The following is a 16,873-nucleotide window of genomic DNA, read 5'->3' as shown; positions in this document are numbered from 1 at the left end:
GTCGACGATGCCCACGGTGACCTTGGGTACGATCAGCACCGAGAACACCAGCACCACCGTGCCCAACCACTTCCAGCCCTGCAATTTCTCGGGGGCGAAGGCGTAGGCGATGAGCGCCGCGACGAAGCCGCAGAAGGCGACAGCGGCGACCGCCGACAGGTAGTCGCCCGATGCATGGATTGCCGCGGCGGCATTGAAGACACCGAACAGGCTATCGGCATTCTGGTAGGCGTAGATTTCCCACATGGCGCTCCCTCTCCTCGCGCGATTCCGTCTGCGCTACTGCGCCAGATAGGCGGCCTGCTGCCCGAGCATGTCCATCACGTGCTGCGGCATGCTGGAACGCAGTTGGCGTTCGAGCTCTTCCAGGTGGCTGGACACGGCCCGGAAGGAGCCCACCTTCTGGTAGAGCAGGTTCTTTTCTTGCGACAGCTGCAGCAGCATCGCCTGGGCACGCTGGCGGATCTGGTTGGCCTGGTCGCGTTGCGTCTGCTGCAACGTGTAGTTCTTGTCCAGGGCGGCCATGCCCAGACGCAGGTTGCGTTCGAGGAAGATGTAGGCGTAGTCGGCGGCGATGACGTCGCGGTACTGGGCGATCAGGCTGTCGGAGAGGCCGGAGCCCGGGATGCTGGTGCCGATGGACAGCATCTTGTAGACCGGCTCGGTGGTCTGGTTCACGAACCCGACCTCGGTCGAGTTGTTGGGGATGGCGGTCCGCGAGGCGATCTTCTCGGCGATGGAACGCATCATCGTCTCCACCTTGGCAGTGAAGGGCGTGTGGGTGTACCCGGTGTTCAGCGTCACCACGTCGCAGTTGGTGTAGTCGTTGCACTTCAGCATGTGCTGGATGACGTCCGTGCCGCTCGCCGCGCTCTGGCCGTAGAGCAACTGGCTGATCGACGTGAGGGTGGGCGCAATCGGCTCGGGGTCACGCGCCGATTCCTCCGGGTAGTAGATGATCGTGCCGACCATGCTCATGATCAGCTCGCGCTCCTGGTCGTCGAGATAGGAGCCGGTGTACTGCAACGCTTTCCACGTGAGGTTGCCGACGAAAGGGGCCTTGTTCTTCACGTTCGGATCGCTGGAGGCCCGCGCCGAGGACAGGATGCTGGGCCGGTCGGTGGCGCAGCGCCGGCGCGCCGCATCGCGGTCGCTCTCCAGACCCATCTCGATGGCGAGGTCGGCGCAGGTTTCCTGCGAGCTGTAGCCGAGCGACTCGGCGGCGGTGCTGACGATGGCCTTGGCGGTCTCGCACGAGTTGATGCGGGCATTGTTGATCCAGGTTTCCAGGCCCTTGGCCCACTTGGTGAGACCGCCCAGCAGTGGCGAAACCGCTTCGAGCGCCAATTGGAAGGCGATGCCGGGCAGCGCCGCCGTGATGTTCCTCAGCATGTTTTTGAACTCCTCGGCCGAGATGTGGCTGAAGCTGCCGCCGAAGACGTCGATGCCACCGCAGCCTGCCTTGGCGCTGGGGAACTGGATGGCTGCGAGTTGATAGACCTTGTTGGGCGAGCGCATCATCAGGTTGCCGCCGGCATAGGTGTTGAAGGTTTGGCCGCGGAAGGCGCCGGGCGCGGTGTAATTGCCGATGGCGCCGAGGTTGTTGAACATGTCGTTAACCTCCGCGTTGAGGTCGCCGGCATGCAGGGGGGCGGAGGTGGCGAGCAGCAGGGCGGCCAGCGCGAACGCAGCCGTCCGGCGCGTGAGGGAAGGGAACGTTGGGCGCGGCAGGGTGGGCATGTTGGTGGACTCCTATCGAAGGTCGATCTGCCGGGTCGCGCTGGGCAGCATCGCCTCGCCCTGCGGAGTCGAGACAATGGCGAGACGCTCTAGCAACTGGGATTCGGAGAGCACGCCGAAGCCGATGGGCGTGATCGTTCCGGTGAAGGGCTGGGCCAGGAAAACGGCGGGCACCTGGGTGACCTGCAGGGTGGTGGCGATGCCGTTGTCCGGGCGCGCCTCGGGGAAGCCCGGCATCGGACCTCCGTCCATGCTGACGGCGACGACCTGGATGCCGTGGCGCGCCTGAAAAGCGGCCAGGATCGGCGCGAAGGCATGGCAGTAGGGGCAGTCTGAGCGATAGAAGAAGAGCAGGACATGGTCTGCGCCCAGGTCCGCGATCGCGCGGGAACGCCCGGCCTGCTGGGTCTGCTCGAACACCTCCAGCGCCTTGGCGTTGACCGGTCGCCCCTGGAGGGTCGGATCGAGCTCGGGCGTCGCCCAGGCCACCCGCTGGGCGATGTCGGCGAAATAGGAGGCACGCGCGACAACCTGGGACTCGAGTTCCATGTAGCGCCGCACGTTCGCCTCGGTCGGCCGCATGATGGCGATGTTGCGGGTGTCCTCCAGGGTTTTCTGCAGACGTTCGAATTCGACCAGTTCCGGGGCTTTCAAGGGCAGCGCCGCTGGCACCGCGGGGAGGGCCTTGTCCGGCGGCGGACGTTCTCGTTCCTCGGCGGAGGGCTCCTCATAGAAATGCCAGCCGCGCCACTGGTCGGACCAGTAGCGCGTGGTATCTTGGGCATCCTGTGCCAACGCGGTGCCGGCGCCGAGCAGCAAGGCCAGCGCCAACGGCAAGCGGACGGACGCGGGGAACGCGGAACGTTTCATGCCGGACCGCTACTTCAGGGATTGCGGCGGCCGGCCGTCGAGGCAGTAGTCGATGCCGAAGTCCATCGTCTGCCGGCGTGGGGTCGTGGCGCCGGGCAGGCGGACGCCGTCCTGCCAGAACGTGACCTTCAGGCGGCTGCACCCGGCCTGGGCGTAGCGCTTCTCGGTCGCCACGTCGATGTAGATCGGCGAGGTGGCACCAAAGCGCTTGGTGATTGCATCGGCCATCTCGCCGGTGAGGATCCCGTGTGCCTGCCCGTCGGTCGCCTGGAGGGCGGCCAGCATCACCGGGCGCGCATCGGGCACCCGGGTGCGGAGCACGTCATCGGCGAGGACGGGCGACGCGAGCACGGCCAGCGCTGCGGCATAGATAAGCTTCATTGGCATTTCCCCTGTCCGTAGTAGCAGGCGGTGAGGCGCGCAGCATTGCTGCCCTGGATCGCGCCGACATTGGGCAGCGTGGGGACGATCGAGGCATAGAACTCCGTGAGGTCCATCGCCGCGAAGTCCAGGCGCTGGAGTTGGGCGATGGTGAAGCCCGAGCAGTCGGGGTTCTTGCCGGAGCCCCAGCCCTTGCCGACCTGCACGCGGCCCTGTTCGTTGACGATGCGCGCGAGCTTGCTGTTGAAGCAGCACTTGCCGGTGGTGTGCTCGATGCAGGCGACGCATTTGCCGAAAACGCGGATGCAGGAGGAGCACCACGTGCCAACCTTGTGGCAGAGCCCGGCCCCTTCCTTCATCGCGAGCTTGCCTTCCTCCTCGTTGCAGGACGACATGGACATGACGATGTAGATGACCACGGCGATGGCGAGCGACCAGGGATCGAAGGCGATCACCAGGCTGTCGCCCGCATAAAGGACCGCCGAGCCGGCGGGCAGGGCGGCGCCATTGACGGCCACGGTGACGCCGTAGGTGGTGAAGGTGCCGCTGAAGCCCCCGCCGAGCAGCAGCGCTTGCATTCCTTGGTACAGGAACTCGCGGTTGTCGGCGTTCATCAGCACGTCGTAAACCAGGCGCGAGCCGGTGCCGAACAGGCTCTGATTGGTCATGCCGGCGCCGGCCGAGTCGGAATAGCAGCAGTTCTTGAACATCCGGTCGCGGCAGCGGTTGCCCTCGCCCTTGAAGACCTGCATGTTGTCGGTGTCGAGGTACACGCCCGCTTCGCGTGCGGCCTCCATCAGGGACATCGAACGGGCGAAATCGGCGTCGTTGGTGTAGGTGGTGTTAAAGCAGTTTCCGGCGACGCAGAAGACGTTCGCCGGGCAGTTCGTTGCCGTGACGGTGGTGCCCGGCGGCACCGGGCAGGTGTAGGTGTTCTCGGTGATCTCGCAGATGCCGGTGGCAGCGTTCATCTGCCGGCATACGGTGCCTGTGGGGGCACAACCGGCCGCAATGAGGGGGGCGCACTCGTCAGTCGCGGCGGCTTGCGCGCAGGCGAGCGTCGTCTCGTACTGCCAACAGGCACGCGATACGGACGCGCCGTTCACCTCCTTGGTGGCCGGGCCGTCGACGCAGCGCGCGGTTCCCGCTACCGTGCAGCGGCCACCGGCGTCCAGCGCGGGGCACTGGTCGTCCCATCGATCGGTTTCGGTCACCGTTGTGTGGGGCCGTTCGTAATTCAGGACCATCTGCGGAATCGACCCATAGGCCGGATTGATCCGCCAGCCGACCACGGGACGTTGCGCGTCCTTGGTCCAGAAGTAGCTGGGCACGGTGCCCGTCACGTCATAGCCGATGAGTCCGGACGCCGTCGCGGACGGCGCATAGCAGGCGGACGCCTCGAAGGAGGAAATGTCGCCGCCCCAGCCCCAACCCCACCAGGGCAGGATGTTGTCGCCACTCTGGCTCCCGGACCGGCAAGCACCATAGACTTCGAGGAAGGGGCGCTCCAGCACGCAGTCCCCGAAGCCCGCGTCGCCGCCTCCATCGGTGCAGATGCGCCGGTATTCCTGGGCGACCATGGCGGTCAGCCGACAACTGTCGCCGACGCACTGGTTGTCGGCGACCCACAGGCCGTTCTGGCCGCTGCCCCACCACCACCATGAGCCGCTGCCGGGGAGCGTCGCGACCGTGCGGGGAAACGTCAGCGGCGTGGTCATATCGAGGTCGAAGTACGCCAAGGGCGTACCCCGGTCGGTCACCCGGAAATGCTGTTGGCTGGCAGGCCTGTCCGGTATGCACTGCACATCCAGGCCGGTGCGGCCCGAAGCGGCGTGGGCGAACCAGTTGCCCGGTGTGCAACTGCTGGTGCGCGACACCGATACGCTCAAGGAGCGCGTGCAGGCGTAAGGCGAGGTGCCGCTGTACTGGCGGCAGACGCGGTTTTCGGTGGTGGGCGTGGCGACGCTATCCACCTGGCAGCCGCTGTAATAGGTGGCGATGTCTTCCAGGGTCGTCGCGGGGTCGGCGGCGATGGCTCGGGCGGCGCTCACTGCCGGGTCGTAGGGCGAGATGGCCTCGCGCGGCGTGTTGGCCGACGTCATCGCCCCGCGCTGAGCCTCGCAGACGGGATCGCCGGTCGCGGTGGCGCAGGCGGTCAGGCGGGCATTGGCCGACCCCGCCAGGCTGGGCTGGCCGTAATACGCGGTTTCCGGCGGCGTGGTGGTATAGCCCGGGACGGCGCTCGATGCGCTCGGCGCATTGACCGTCCCCCGGATCACGGGGTTGGCCGCCTGGCCGGCTGCGGTGCCTTCCTCGAACGGGCCGGCCACGGCAGCGGTCTGCGTGGTGACGAAGCAGCAGAGCGTGATCCAGATGACCCAGCGACGCATCCAGCCTCCGCCGAGCCGCCTCAAGGAGGCTGGCACCCCCGCGGGGGGCAGCGAACGAACGTGAGCGTGGGGGCCGTTCATCGCTCCGTCCTATCCGCGAATCCGCTTCAGGAAGATGTCGGCCACCGGGGCGAACCCGGGTGCCGACCGCTGCATGTACTCCAGCGCGTAGTCCAGGCTGACGTCGCCGGAGGTCCGCAGGAAGCCTTCGGCTGACGCGCAGCTGCCGCCGGCGCAGGCGACCGGACGGGTGCCCTCGCGCACCAGCACGAAGGTCGGGACCCGGGTGACGGCATAGCGGTCGAAGGTCTGCGGATCGATTTGCACCGCCACTTGCCGGTCGCCGATGAGGCGCTGCACCTGGGCGACGGTGGTGCGCAGCGACCCGTCGGCGAAGCCCCGGAGGACGATCGAAGCCTGGGCGCGTGCGGCCTGGTCGATGAGGCGCTGCAGCGTAGGCTGCGGCATGGAGATGCTGACGAACACCAGGAGTCCCGGCCCGGACGCCAGTCCCTCTGCTCGGCTCATCTCCTGCGCTTGCGATGCATAGCCCCGCGCGAGGGCTTCGAGGTCGATCGGGGCACGGGCCGCTGGCGTCGGCAGTGCGTCGATGTGGGGTGGGGCCGGCACCGGCGCGGCTTGCGGTTCGGCGTCGCTCAGCATGCGATGTCGCTGCCGCACCTGCTCGATATCCTGATCGGAGATCGTCGGCTGTTCGCGGCGGACCCGTTCGATGTCCGCGTCGGTGACGAGCGGCGGGTTCTGCGCCAGAGTCTGGGCGCTCGCCGCCAGCACAGCAGCGAAGGCGAGGGCGGGAAGGGCCGGATTAAAAGCCGACACAGCAGTTCCTTTTGCGAAACAACATGAAGGCGAAGTCCTCGCCGCGCACCGGGTATTCCTTGCCGGCGCCCCAGAGCACGGTGGTGCGGCCGAAGGGCTGGCAGCAGCGGCCGGCCTCTTTCGCGGTGCTGGGGATCGGGTAGGTGAGCTGGGTTTTGTAGGCGGTCTTGTCCATGACCGGCTCGAAGTACGGTCCGCACAGGCCGGGCGTCCCGTGCCAGCCCCAGGCGATCAGTTCGCGGTGCATCTTCGCGGTCAGGCGCTGGGCCATCAGGGCGGCGGTGCGCACGCCGCCCAAGTGGTAGGGCACGTGGCCGTCCAGCGGGTAGATGCCGCCCTGGCAGCCGGCGCACCAGAAGAGCTCCCTGAGGCCGAAGCCTACCGAGGCGGCGACGCAGTCGGCCGCGCAAGCGGCGATGGCGACCGGATTGGCGAAGAGCACGGCATCCGGGTTGAGGATCAGGGTGAGCTCGTCGTCATTCCACAGCGGGTCGACCTCAGTGAGGTAGGCAAGGTCGAATGAGCCCTTCTCCAGGCAGGGGAAGTCCGTGACTACCTCCAGCCAGTACATCACCGGGTTTACGTAGAAGTGCGCTTGGTAGAAGCTGCCGCCGTCGCCATCGCCTTCCGGGCGGGTGAAGCGCGCGGCCTCCGGCGCCGGGATGCCCGGGTCGATGTCGACGCCGCCCAAGGAGACGAGGCAGAAGGGCTTCCGCACCGCTTCGACGTGCCGGGCGGGCTCCCAGAAGCCGATGGAGAGCCCGATCGCCGGATTCACGCCGCAACTGCAGACCGGGCTGGACGGGTTGTCGGTGTCTTCCTGGTCGCCGAAGTTGGCAACGCGGGCGCTGCCGATGCTGATCGGCAGGATGCAGGACCAGCAGATGTCGGTGATCGGGTTGGGGAACTTGCCGGTGCAGGTGGCGGCCCCGGCGGCCCGGGCCGGCAGGGTGGCGAGGCCGACGAGCAACGCCAGGACGAAGGGCAGCATAGGCAGACGCCGGGTCATCGCGCGAGCTCCAGTTCATCGACCCGCAGCCGCAGCCCCTCCTGGGAGACCAGGGCCGGCACCTGGGCGATGCCCAGGCGGCGCGTGAGCAGGCCGTGCTGGTCGTAGTAGATGGGGATGCGCCAGGACTTCATCAGGTCCAGGTAGGAGCCGCCCACCAGGATGGGCTTGACGCGTCCCCGGTACGACGCCATCAGCTGCCGCGCCCGGCCGACCTGGCGCGGGTCGCGGGCGTCGAAGAACAGCAGGTGCTGGGACAGCGACACCACCTCCAGCGGGTTCTTGCGCGTCCCGGCGGCAAACAGCAGCTCGCCTTGGGGACCGAGAATGTTGCGATCGAGGGTGAAGCTCGGATCGACGTAGTAGGTCCGCGCGGTTTCGGTGGGGTGCGGGCCCGTCACCGGCGGCGGGTGCTTCACGGACTCGATGCCGCGGACCCGGGCTTGCTCCTCCAGGCGCTTGAGTTCGCCGCTGCGTTCCATGTCCCGCAAGCGCCGCTCGATCATCTGCAGCAGGTGGGGTTCGCTGATCTCGTAGGTCGGGCCGATGGCATCCAGCTCCACGGCGAACGCCGTGGACGCAAGCAGGCTCAGACCCGCCGCGACGACGAGCATCTTGAGTGCAGTCATGGCGTGCTCCCGCCCGGGCAGCGCACCTGCTGGGCCCATTGGGCTTCTCCCGCCGCATCCCGCAGGTGGCTGGCGCGGATCAGCCCCAGCAGCACCGGGTCGCCGTCGCCCTGGGAAAGGGCGCGGCGCAACTCGCTGGTGCGCATGGGGCGGCCGCAGCGCCGCTGGAATACCGCCAGGTAAGCCCGGGCCCCGGCTTCGGCGGCGGGGGCGATCCGCTGTAGCAAGCCCAGGTAGTCGTCGAGCGGCATCTCGTCGGCGTGGGCATCCGATTTCGGCAGCGGGCCGCGCGCCGGACTGGTTTGTCCCCAGACCGGCAGAGCGGCGGAGGTGGTGGCCAGGAGGATGGCGGCGAGCCGGGGGGCGAGCCGCGACATCGGCGTGGTGCGATGTTTCATGCCGGCCTCGTCAGAACAGCGGCACCGCGCGGCCGATCACCTGATCGGCGCGAACCAGCCCGCTCGCGGCATAACGCGAATCGAAGGAGTCGGGACTGGTGCCCTGCACGTAGAAGTAGCCGGGCGGAATGACCGTGGGCGCAATCGGCGCCAGGGGGCGCCGGTCGTGGGCGTGGGTCTTGGCGACCCCGACCGGCATCCCGTTGATGGCGACGACGCGCCCCTGCACGCTGACCGTATCCCCGGGCAGCCCACGGACGATCTTGAAGAAAGGCTGGCCGCGCAAGCCGGGGTAGTCGGCATGCGCTGCGCCCGCGAAGGCGAACACCACGTAGTCGCCGCGGTGCAGTTCCCCGGCATCGTTCACCAGCAGAGCGACCCGGTAGGGCAGGCTGGGCGTCCAGTTGAATAGCACGGGCAGCCGCGGCGTCGCATCGATGAAGAGCCGCATATAGGCCAGCCCCTAGATCGCGAAGACCGGCAGATAGAGGTACCAGCGCCGGCGCATGTGGCGCAGGAAGTCGGCGAAGTGGTCGACCGCACGGCGCACGAGGGACCGGGCGGGGACTTGAAGTGCCACGGTGGAGATCGGTTCTTTCATGGGGCTTCCACCTTTCTGCGCAGTTGGGCGGTCAGGTCGACGGTGTTCGGCGTCGGTCCGGCGACGGCCGTCTTGAGGAGTACGAGGCAGCCGCATTCCCGCGGCAGCTCGTCGAGGGCGGCCGGTAGGCGCTGGGCGAAGGTCTTCGCCATTGAGAGCGCCTTCTGCCGGTCTTCCTCCGAGTGGGGCTGACTCAGCGTCTTGGTCAGGATCTGGGTGAACTCGGCTTCCTTGGCGCGGTACACCTCGGCCACATCCACCACGCCGATGACCAGGGCCGGCCGCAGCACCCAGCGGTCGTAGGCCGCGAGCGATGCGGCCACCACGAACAGCGTCACCAAGCCGTGGGCGAGCCAGTGGAGAACGCTCGCTTTCATACCGCGTGCCCCCGGCGCCGCAACAGTTCGCTGATCGCCTCATCGATCGAGAGGCCCTGGGCGCGCAGTTCGTCGATGGGGGCGTTGTCCTCGAGCTTGTTGGAGAAGAGCAGGTGGGTGGCCGGATCGAGGATGGCGCGGGCAACCCCTTCGCCCACCGGCGAGGAGATGTAGAGCTCGGAGAAGACGCCGGCCTCGGTGCGCAGCGAGTTCAGGAGGCGCTTTTTCGGCTCGTCCATGGTGAGCCGGCCCTTGCGGTCGAGCATCTCGATGGACTCGGGTTTCTGGCGCAGCAGGAAGACCCAGTCCGAGCAATTAAAGGCGGCCTCCATCTGCGCCGAGCCGTAAAAGTCGTCGGCGCTTTGCGTCGCCGTGCCCAAGGCGCCGCCGTACTTGCGGGCGCGTCGGGCCGCCTCCTCGATGACGGCTGCCTTGACGGGATCGTCGGCACCGATGTCCCCCAGTTGCTGCTTTAACTCGTCGACGAACAGCACCTTGCGCCGGTTGCGGGTGAGGTACATCTCGCCGGTGATCCGGTGCAGCAGCAGGATGTTGACCACTGCATGCAAGTCGGGCCGGCGCTTCAGCTCCTCGTTCTCGATGACGATGAAGTCATTGGAGAAATCGACGTTGTTCTTCCCCTCGAAGAAGCGCTCGTACTGCCCGCCGCGCGCATAGGGGTTGAGCATGATGGCGAGGTCCTTGATGCGCTGATCATTGACCACGCCCAGCTCCTCGATGGTCCCGCCCTTGAAGGCATCGCGCAGCCCCGTGATGCGCAGGTCGTTCCCGTATTCGCGCCAGAGCTTCAAGACCATCGCCGAGATCGCCTTGTACTGGACCTCTTCGAGCGCGTGCTGCATCGAGCACATCTTGGCGATGCCCGGCACCAGCATGTCGATGTCTTCATTGATGTCGACGATGTGGGTGAACGGGTCGAGGCAGATGTCGACGTCCGGGCGGAACTCGATGTAGGTGCCCTGGGCCTTGCGGCACAGCTTCTCGAAGGAGCGCCCGAGGTCGAGCATCCAGACCTTGGCGCCGATGGCACGGTAGGACCAGGCCATCTCGTTCATCAGCACCGACTTGCCCGAGCCGGGGGCGCCGATGATGGCGAAGTTGTAGTTGCCCAAGTCGTTGTCGAAGATGTCCAGGGTCATGAGCTGGCCGCGGCGGCCGCCGAAGACCAAGGCCGGGGTGCGCGTGCCGCGCCACTCGGCGATTAGCGGCGCCATGTGGATGGCGTTGGCCATCGTCTTGCGCGTGACCCGGCGCATCTTCACCAGGTCCTTGTGGAACTTCTCGGTCAGCGTCATGGGGAGGCTGGCCAGCAACGCTTGGCGGTGCATGTAGGCGTCGGCGTTGAGCTGGAAGCCGCGGCCGCGCCAGATGGCGTTGGCGGCCTCGTGGGCGGCGACGGCTTTCCCGGGGGCGGTGAAGAGCGCGAGCTGGTGGTAGAGGCTCACCAGGCTGCCGCCGGTGTCAATGGCATCGGCCGCGGCGGTCCAGTCGTCCAATTTCTTCTTCACGTCGGGCATGACGTCGGCCATCTTCGACTTGGCGTTCTGCGTCGCCCGCACATGGTTGGCGGTCACCACTGACTTGGTGACGTTGGGGTCGAGCACATGCACGCCCAGGGTGAGCAGGAAGGGCGCGCTGTACTGCAGCGCCGGCTGCATCAGGTCGCCGATGAGGGAGCCCATCTGCCAGAGCGCGAAGCGCTCAGGGAAGCTCTTGATCGAGTAGAAGCGCGCCTCCAGCACGTCGGAGCTCGCTTCCTTCCAGAGGGTGAGGCCGCCCGGATGGGGATCCTGGATAGTGTCGAAGTCCACGATCTGGTCGCGCAGCTCGCGCCCGTCGTCGTAGTGCAGGTCGGGGGCGTCGGTCTGCGAGATGCGGTCCGGATTGGTGAAGAGGGCGCACCAGTTGATCAGGTCGGCGGCGTCGCAGACACGGTTCGGGAGGGAGGCCGAACGCAGCGTCGAGGCCATCGAGTCGCGCAGCGCCATCAATTCGTCGCGCCGGTTGAGGTCGGAGGCCGGCCCCGGGAAGGCGATGGAGAGCATCAGGCGAAAGTCCCGGATCGTGTAGTGGAAGCCCGCCGTGAGCGACTTCTGCGCGCCCTGCAGCAGGTGGCCGACACGCTGGCGGGCGAGCTTCCTGAACAGGTTGCCGTTGCGGGCCGGGCGGCCCCAAGCTTTGGCCTGTTCGGCCTGGGTCGCGTCCTCGACCCGCAAGTTGGCGTAGCGGCGCAAGGGCTCCCGCACCTGGGGCGAGGCGAAGAGGTGGAACTGGATGCCGGTGCCGGTCGGGCAGTTGGCGTAGAGCGAGACCAGGACTTCCTCCATGCGCTCGTCGGCGCCGGACTGGGGCATGAGTTCCAGCAGGAAGCCCATGCTGTCGCGATTGACGAAGATCTTCTCGGCGGCGAGGTAGGCGGAGTAGGGCAGCCAGTTGGCGAACTGCTCGGCCGGAGTCTCCACCGGCCTGCCGAAGGCGAAGCGCAGTGCCTCGGAGCGGCCGCGGGGTGTAGGGGTGTCGAGATGCAGGGTGCTCATGACGTCCTCACTGCGCGCGGTTGGCGCCGGCTCCGGTGAAGGGCGGCCGCTGCAGCAAGCTCGGCGCGGCCGGCGAGTTGCCTACGGGGTTCGATTCGGTCGCGGTATCCGGAACGGACTTGGATGGGAAGTTCGGCGGCGGCTTCAGTGGCGCATAGGCGTCACGGATCTGGCGCTGCATGTGGTCGATCAGCCATTGGCCGCTGTCCACCTGCACATACACGTAGCCCTGGTCGTACAGGTCACCATCCGCGTCTTCCCAAGGCTTGATCCACAGGCGTAGCACGCGGGCCTGCGAGCGCAAGGGGCTGGGCGCCACGCCGGGACCGGCATCGCCGGCGGTTGCGGGAGATGCGGCGCGCGTTGTCGCTTGGGGAGCCCGCTCGCCGGATTCCTCTTGGCGGACGGCGGAGGTGCGCCGCGCCCGCTGGCTGGGCAGGTTGTGGTGAAGGGCATTGGCATAGGTACCAGACACCGATTCGCAGGCGACCCCTTCGGGCGCCTTGCAGGCGTACTTCGAGTCGCCACCCAGTCCCGACATGTTCATGCAGGCACCCAGGGGGAGGAGCAGGCAGGCGGTGGCGATGCGCAGGACGAGGGCCTTCATGGCTGCCGCTCCCGGCTGCCGGCCTGGGCGAGTCGCTCCTCCAGCACCGCTCGCCCGACGAAGCCTTCGGTCCGCGTGCCATCCGCCCAGACCAGGGTGGGCGTGCCCTGCACGCCGAGGCGGCGGGCCAACTCCAGGTTGCGGGCGATGGGGTGGTCGCAGGCGGCGCCGGGGCTGAGGAGCGTCTCGTCGCCGTGGAGCATCAGGCGCTCCCAGGCCTGCTCACGATCGGCCGCGCACCACACCGCGATCGGTTTCGCCTCGCCCTGGAAGGGCACGAGGAAGGTGTAGATGGTGACGTTGTCGAGGCTCGCCAGCTCCGGCTCCAACTGCTGGCAGTAGGGGCAGTTGGGATCGCTGAAGACGGCGAGCCGGCGCTCGCCCTTGCCGCGCACCGTCTTGATCGCATCGGCCAGCGGCAACTGGTCGAAGGCAACCGGAGGGATTGGCGCTTGCACGCCAGCAGAGTCTTCCGGGCTGCCCGTGCGCGCGGCCTGCGCCAGCTTCGGGCCGGTGAGGTCCCGCAGGGTCTCGGTGTCGAACAGCCGGCCGAACAGGAAATAGCGCGGGGCGCTGGCCGAGACGTAGGCGACGTTGCCGTCCATCCAGACCTCAAAAAGGCCGGCCACCGGGGAGCGCGTGACCTCGGTGAAGCGTGTGCCGGGATGGGCCTTCTGCAAGGCGGCCAGGAGGCGGGATTCGTCGGACGTCGCGGCGTGCGCCGGCGGGAATGCGCCTGCGAACGTCGTGACCAGCGCAATCGCCGCGAGGCGGCCACGCACGGCTTCAGTAGTTGCCATCGTCGGAGGTCTCCAGGTAGCGGGTTTCGGGAGAGGCGGGGAAGCGCGATGCCGGGGCGGTACTTGCGGCCATCGGCACGTCGATGCGGACGCCCTTGGTGATCACCACGTCGATCTCGCGGCCGGCATCGACCTCGATGACCGGGAAGGTGTTCTCGGCGAGCTTGATGTAGTACTGGGCCAGGCGGTCCAGCGCCTTGCCGACCCCGGTGCCGAGGCCGGCACGGTAGGCTTCGGCGCCGGTGGCACTGGCGACAGTGCCCAGCGCCGAGGTGCTGTACTCCGTCGACGAGGTCGCGAGGCCCTGGCCGATGCCGCTCACTACGCCAGCCAGCAGCGCATTGGCGAGCATCTGCCCCTGCTTAGTGACCAGGCGCCCGCGCATGCCGACCTTGCCGTCCTCGCCGTAGACGCTGCCCTGGATCTTCACTTCCAGCGTGGCGCCGTCGGCCCGCACGCAGGACAGGTTCTCGGTGCGCAGATAGGCGCGCTCGGAGCTGATGTCGCCATAGCCGGCCGCGATCACGAAGCAGTCGCGGTATTCGCCGCGGAAGCGATTCGGCAGCACACTGTTGTCCGAGAGGCGGATCAGCACCGGGTGGGGGTTGGCCTGGGACTGGCCGCCGGTGGGCGCATCGAGCCCGCCCAACAAGGTGCCGCGCGTGAAACTCACCGGAAGGAAGGTGGAGAGGGTAGGTGGCGTCCGCGCCGCGGCGCCCGACGCCAGGGCCGTTTCTGTGTTCGATGTCGCTCTGGAACCAGTGCTGGCCCGGGATCGATCGCCCAGTGAGATGCGGGTGATCGTGGGTATGGCCGGCGCGATCGCGGGTGAGGGCAGGCTCCCCGGGGCGCCGGGAGGCATCGCGCCCGCCGATGATGCCTTGGGCGGCGGTGGCGCCGGCGGCAGGGATGTCGGCGGATCTACGGGCTTCGGCGGGGCCGGTGTGGCGGCGGCCTGTTGGGCCGAGGTGAGCCGTTGTTCCAGCTCCGCGAAGCGCTGCAGGGTCTTCGCCTCGAAGGCTTGGCGGTCCTTGTTGAGCCGTGCTTGCTCCTCACGCTCGGTTTCGTACTGGGCGAGCTTGCGTCCGGCCGTGCCGACCCATTGGTCCAGGGGGTTGACCTGGCTGCCGGGCGGCATGACGCCGATGTTGGTGACGGTGCCGGGTTGTCCGGCGGCGGTGCGGGCTTCGCCGTTCCTGGCGCTGGGGCCGGTGAAGGCAAAGATCAGCCAGAGGATGCCGACGCCGCCGGCGACGATGGCCCCCAGCATCGCGTACTGGCGCTGCTTGGGCGACAGGCGTTCCAGCAGGGCGCGCAGGGTGTGGGCGGGTTGGCGCGGCGCGTTCATCGCCCACCTCCGCGCCGGATCACGTAGACGCTGGTGCTCTCGCCGGGGCGCAGGTTGTGGTGCTCGATGGCGATTCCGGCGACCTCACCGCCGTCCCGGTCAAATTCTTGCTCGGCCACCACCATGGGTTCGGTGCCGACGTTCTGCAGCAGGAACTTCTCGCCGATCAGTCCGCGCCCCTCGTACTGGCGTACCAAGGAGAAGCGCACTTCCGTCCATAGCTGGATCGCGCGGTGCACTTCTTCCACCTGGACGTCCGCCGGCACACGGTCCGAGGCCATTGCCACCAGCAGGGCCTTCATCGCCCGGATGGGATTCGGCGACGGCCCGGCCGCCGCTTGAGTCGCCCCCGTCGCCCTGAACGCCTTCGGCGTCTTGTCGCGGATGACGATGGTGTCGGCCGGCGTGTCGGCGCGGCGCAGCAGCAGCGTGTAGGTGGCGTCGGCCGACGAGACGAACAGATTGACCGGCTTTGCCGAGTCGCCCACCGGGCGGATATAGACCTCGCCCTTGTCGCGGTCGCACTCCAGCACGATCTCGCCGCCCGGATTCACCGTCGGCAGGCCGGCCCCAGGCGCTGTGGCGCCGGGATTCGTGGGCAGCGCCGGAGACGGGCCGCAGTTGCTCGACAGAATGTTGCCGAACACGTCGGTGATCGGTGCGTTCTCGACGCGGATCCGCGTCGGCTCCTTGATCGAGAGGATGGCTTCGACGGAAACGCCGTCGCTGGCCTCGACGAGCTGCAGGGCATGGGCGGGCGCTGCCAGGATCACCGCGGCGACCGTGGCAATCGCCGACAATGCCTGTCCGATGCGCTGCAGTGGCAGCGGAATCGTGGCTGGATTGCTTGCTGATCTATTTGCTCGCATAGGGCACCTCCTTGAAGGCTTTCAGGTGCATGCGCGCGCCGGCGTAACTGAACTCGATCAGGTAGGCCTTGAGCTCGTTGGCCGTCTCGAAGCCGTTGACCAGGGTGCGCAGGCGCCCGCGGATGACAACGCTCTGTGCCGCTTCGCTGGGGACGAGTTGCTGGGGCGCGAACACTGTGGCGGCGTTGATGCGCTTCAGGCGCTCGGCTTCCACTTCCTGCCGAGTCTTGAGCGGGCCGTACTGCTCGGGTTCTACGTAGCCCAGCAGGACGTCCTTCTTCCAGTCGATCGATGCCGGCGTCACGTCCAGGATCAGCCAGGCGATGAAGCTGCCCATCTGCTCGAGGTATTCATGGCTGGCCTGGTCGCGGGTGACCCAGAAGGTCTGGTTGAGGGCGGGCGGCACGACGACCGTGCGTACCGTCCCCAACAGGTTAAGGATGACCACCAGGGCGAGGATCTGGCCGGCCGCCAGCACGCCGACCGCCAGACCGAGCCCGCGATTGCGGCGCCGCATCTCCTTGATGTCGCCATTGAGCCGTTCGAAGTCCATGGTCAGTGCCCGCCCGGCCGCCCGAAGGGCACTGAACGCCCCCTTGGGGGGCAGCGAACGAAGTGAGCGTGGGGGTTCATCTTTTCCTCCGGGCTTAACCAACCATGCGGCGCAGGTGCGAGGGCGGGGTCGCCCGCATCGCGGTGAGCGGCGTGGCCGGCAGATGCCAGTACAGCCAGTGGAGGGCGTAGGCCGGGTGCTTGTCCGCCTTCAGCCGCGCGACCCAGCGCGAGAGGAAGATGCCCGTCGCCAGGCAGATGGCGAAGGACATCCTCGTGCCGGACAGGTAGCCGACGAAGAACATGAAGAAGACCGGCGCCGCGACATCGACGTCCCAGAAGCCGATCTTCCACTGGTCGTCCAAACGACGGGGAATGTAGGTGTCGGTGTGCATGCCGGTCTCCCGGGGCTGGCGGCCGGCGGTTCAGATGACCGCGCCCATGATCGCGCCGGCGATCACGAGGCCGACGGCGGCGAAGATGGCGAGGCCGACGTAGAACAGAACGGGGCCGAAGTTGCGCAGCGCGGAGAGGGAAATCAGCGCGACGACGAAGCCGATGAAGCCGACCAGCGCCTTGATTCCCGGCCCCAGATCGGCGAGCTGGGTCAGGGCCGAGGTGAGCGGTCCGGTGATGCCGGTGAAGGCGACCAGGTCCAGGGCATAGCCGGGAAAGGCGGCGCCGAGGCCGAGCACGATCGTCGCGAGCAGCATCGCGACGGTCATCGGCTTGCGCGGGGAAACGCGGGGGGAAGCGACGAGCACTGCAGTGTTCATGGAAACCTCCGGGGATGGATTGGGCGTTGAACGGGGGTAGGGGAGACGGGTGGGCGTGTGAGGGCGCCGGCGGGTGGGAGCGCGCGGGCTCGACGGGTGAAGGACTTCGATGTCTTCGAACGACTGGC

Annotated in this window: 20 protein-coding genes; all 20 read right to left on the bottom strand. The window is 67.7% G+C overall.

What is annotated here, in order from left to right:
* A partial coding sequence (locus tag ACE3P2_RS02630; RefSeq protein WP_374260663.1) for a conjugal transfer protein TraG N-terminal domain-containing protein occupies positions 1-246 on the bottom strand: 246 nt, incomplete at its 3' end.
* Between the two features lie 33 nt (positions 247-279).
* A complete protein-coding gene (locus ACE3P2_RS02625) occupies positions 280-1,740 on the bottom strand; it encodes a conjugal transfer protein TraH (protein WP_374260661.1) in 1,461 nt (486 codons plus the stop codon).
* Between the two features lie 12 nt (positions 1,741-1,752).
* Positions 1,753-2,610: a conjugal transfer protein TraF gene (gene traF, locus ACE3P2_RS02620; protein ID WP_374260658.1), complete on the bottom strand. Its 858-nt coding sequence runs from the start codon at positions 2,608-2,610 to the stop codon at positions 1,753-1,755.
* Between the two features lie 9 nt (positions 2,611-2,619).
* Positions 2,620-2,991: a hypothetical protein gene (locus tag ACE3P2_RS02615; RefSeq protein ID WP_374260656.1), complete on the bottom strand. Its 372-nt coding sequence runs from the start codon at positions 2,989-2,991 to the stop codon at positions 2,620-2,622.
* Positions 2,988-5,381, bottom strand: a complete 2,394-nt coding sequence (traN, locus tag ACE3P2_RS02610) for a type-F conjugative transfer system mating-pair stabilization protein TraN (RefSeq protein ID WP_374260654.1) — start codon at positions 5,379-5,381, stop codon at positions 2,988-2,990. The genes ACE3P2_RS02615 and traN overlap by 4 nt, the downstream gene beginning before the upstream one ends.
* A 90-nt stretch (positions 5,382-5,471) precedes the next feature.
* Entirely contained in the window at positions 5,472-6,221 is a 750-nt protein-coding gene (gene trbC, locus ACE3P2_RS02605) for a type-F conjugative transfer system pilin assembly protein TrbC (protein ID WP_374260651.1), read from the bottom strand.
* Positions 6,208-7,212, bottom strand: a complete 1,005-nt coding sequence (traU, locus tag ACE3P2_RS02600) for a conjugal transfer pilus assembly protein TraU (protein WP_374260649.1) — start codon at positions 7,210-7,212, stop codon at positions 6,208-6,210. The genes trbC and traU overlap by 14 nt, the downstream gene beginning before the upstream one ends.
* A gap of 14 nt (positions 7,213-7,226) precedes the next feature.
* On the bottom strand, positions 7,227-7,859 hold the full coding sequence (traW, locus tag ACE3P2_RS02595) for a type-F conjugative transfer system protein TraW (protein ID WP_374260647.1): 633 nt from the start codon (positions 7,857-7,859) through the stop codon (positions 7,227-7,229).
* The gene (locus tag ACE3P2_RS02590; RefSeq protein WP_374260645.1) at positions 7,856-8,257 is read right to left on the bottom strand and encodes a hypothetical protein; all 402 of its coding nucleotides are present in this window, start codon (positions 8,255-8,257) and stop codon (positions 7,856-7,858) included. The genes traW and ACE3P2_RS02590 overlap by 4 nt, the downstream gene beginning before the upstream one ends.
* Positions 8,258-8,267: 10 nt before the next feature.
* Positions 8,268-8,708 (bottom strand): conjugative transfer signal peptidase TraF, encoded by a 441-nt coding sequence (traF, locus tag ACE3P2_RS02585; RefSeq protein ID WP_374260643.1) that lies wholly within the window; start codon positions 8,706-8,708, stop codon positions 8,268-8,270.
* Between the two features lie 12 nt (positions 8,709-8,720).
* The gene (locus tag ACE3P2_RS02580) at positions 8,721-8,858 is read right to left on the bottom strand and encodes a hypothetical protein (protein WP_374260641.1); all 138 of its coding nucleotides are present in this window, start codon (positions 8,856-8,858) and stop codon (positions 8,721-8,723) included.
* The gene (locus ACE3P2_RS02575) at positions 8,855-9,235 is read right to left on the bottom strand and encodes a hypothetical protein (RefSeq protein ID WP_374260639.1); all 381 of its coding nucleotides are present in this window, start codon (positions 9,233-9,235) and stop codon (positions 8,855-8,857) included. Before ACE3P2_RS02575 ends, ACE3P2_RS02580 begins: the two co-directional genes overlap by 4 nt.
* On the bottom strand, positions 9,232-11,793 hold the full coding sequence (traC, locus tag ACE3P2_RS02570; RefSeq protein WP_374260636.1) for a type IV secretion system protein TraC: 2,562 nt from the start codon (positions 11,791-11,793) through the stop codon (positions 9,232-9,234). The genes ACE3P2_RS02575 and traC overlap by 4 nt, the downstream gene beginning before the upstream one ends.
* Positions 11,794-11,800: 7 nt before the next feature.
* Positions 11,801-12,400: a type IV conjugative transfer system lipoprotein TraV gene (gene traV / locus ACE3P2_RS02565; RefSeq protein ID WP_374260634.1), complete on the bottom strand. Its 600-nt coding sequence runs from the start codon at positions 12,398-12,400 to the stop codon at positions 11,801-11,803.
* Positions 12,397-13,200 carry a DsbC family protein gene (locus ACE3P2_RS02560; protein WP_374260632.1) on the bottom strand — a complete coding sequence of 268 codons (804 nt, stop codon included), beginning with the start codon at positions 13,198-13,200 and terminating at the stop codon, positions 12,397-12,399. Before ACE3P2_RS02560 ends, traV begins: the two co-directional genes overlap by 4 nt.
* Positions 13,187-14,548: a TrbI/VirB10 family protein gene (locus tag ACE3P2_RS02555; RefSeq protein WP_374260630.1), complete on the bottom strand. Its 1,362-nt coding sequence runs from the start codon at positions 14,546-14,548 to the stop codon at positions 13,187-13,189. The genes ACE3P2_RS02560 and ACE3P2_RS02555 overlap by 14 nt, the downstream gene beginning before the upstream one ends.
* Complete coding sequence (locus tag ACE3P2_RS02550; RefSeq protein WP_374260628.1) at positions 14,545-15,417, bottom strand: type-F conjugative transfer system secretin TraK; 873 nt, start codon at positions 15,415-15,417, stop codon at positions 14,545-14,547. The genes ACE3P2_RS02555 and ACE3P2_RS02550 overlap by 4 nt, the downstream gene beginning before the upstream one ends.
* On the bottom strand, positions 15,404-15,970 hold the full coding sequence (gene traE / locus ACE3P2_RS02545; protein WP_138860848.1) for a type IV conjugative transfer system protein TraE: 567 nt from the start codon (positions 15,968-15,970) through the stop codon (positions 15,404-15,406). Before traE ends, ACE3P2_RS02550 begins: the two co-directional genes overlap by 14 nt.
* A 94-nt stretch (positions 15,971-16,064) precedes the next feature.
* Positions 16,065-16,364: a type IV conjugative transfer system protein TraL gene (traL, locus tag ACE3P2_RS02540; protein WP_374260625.1), complete on the bottom strand. Its 300-nt coding sequence runs from the start codon at positions 16,362-16,364 to the stop codon at positions 16,065-16,067.
* Positions 16,365-16,394: 30 nt separating this feature from the next.
* Positions 16,395-16,745 carry a hypothetical protein gene (locus ACE3P2_RS02535; RefSeq protein WP_159690396.1) on the bottom strand — a complete coding sequence of 117 codons (351 nt, stop codon included), beginning with the start codon at positions 16,743-16,745 and terminating at the stop codon, positions 16,395-16,397.
* Between the last annotated feature and the right edge of the window lie 128 nt (positions 16,746-16,873).

Source organism: Zoogloea sp. (assembly GCF_041911615.1).
Classification (GTDB): domain Bacteria; phylum Pseudomonadota; class Gammaproteobacteria; order Burkholderiales; family Rhodocyclaceae; genus Zoogloea.
The sequence above is the reverse complement of the archived record's forward strand: the minus strand, read 5'-3'. Positions and strand labels throughout refer to the sequence as shown.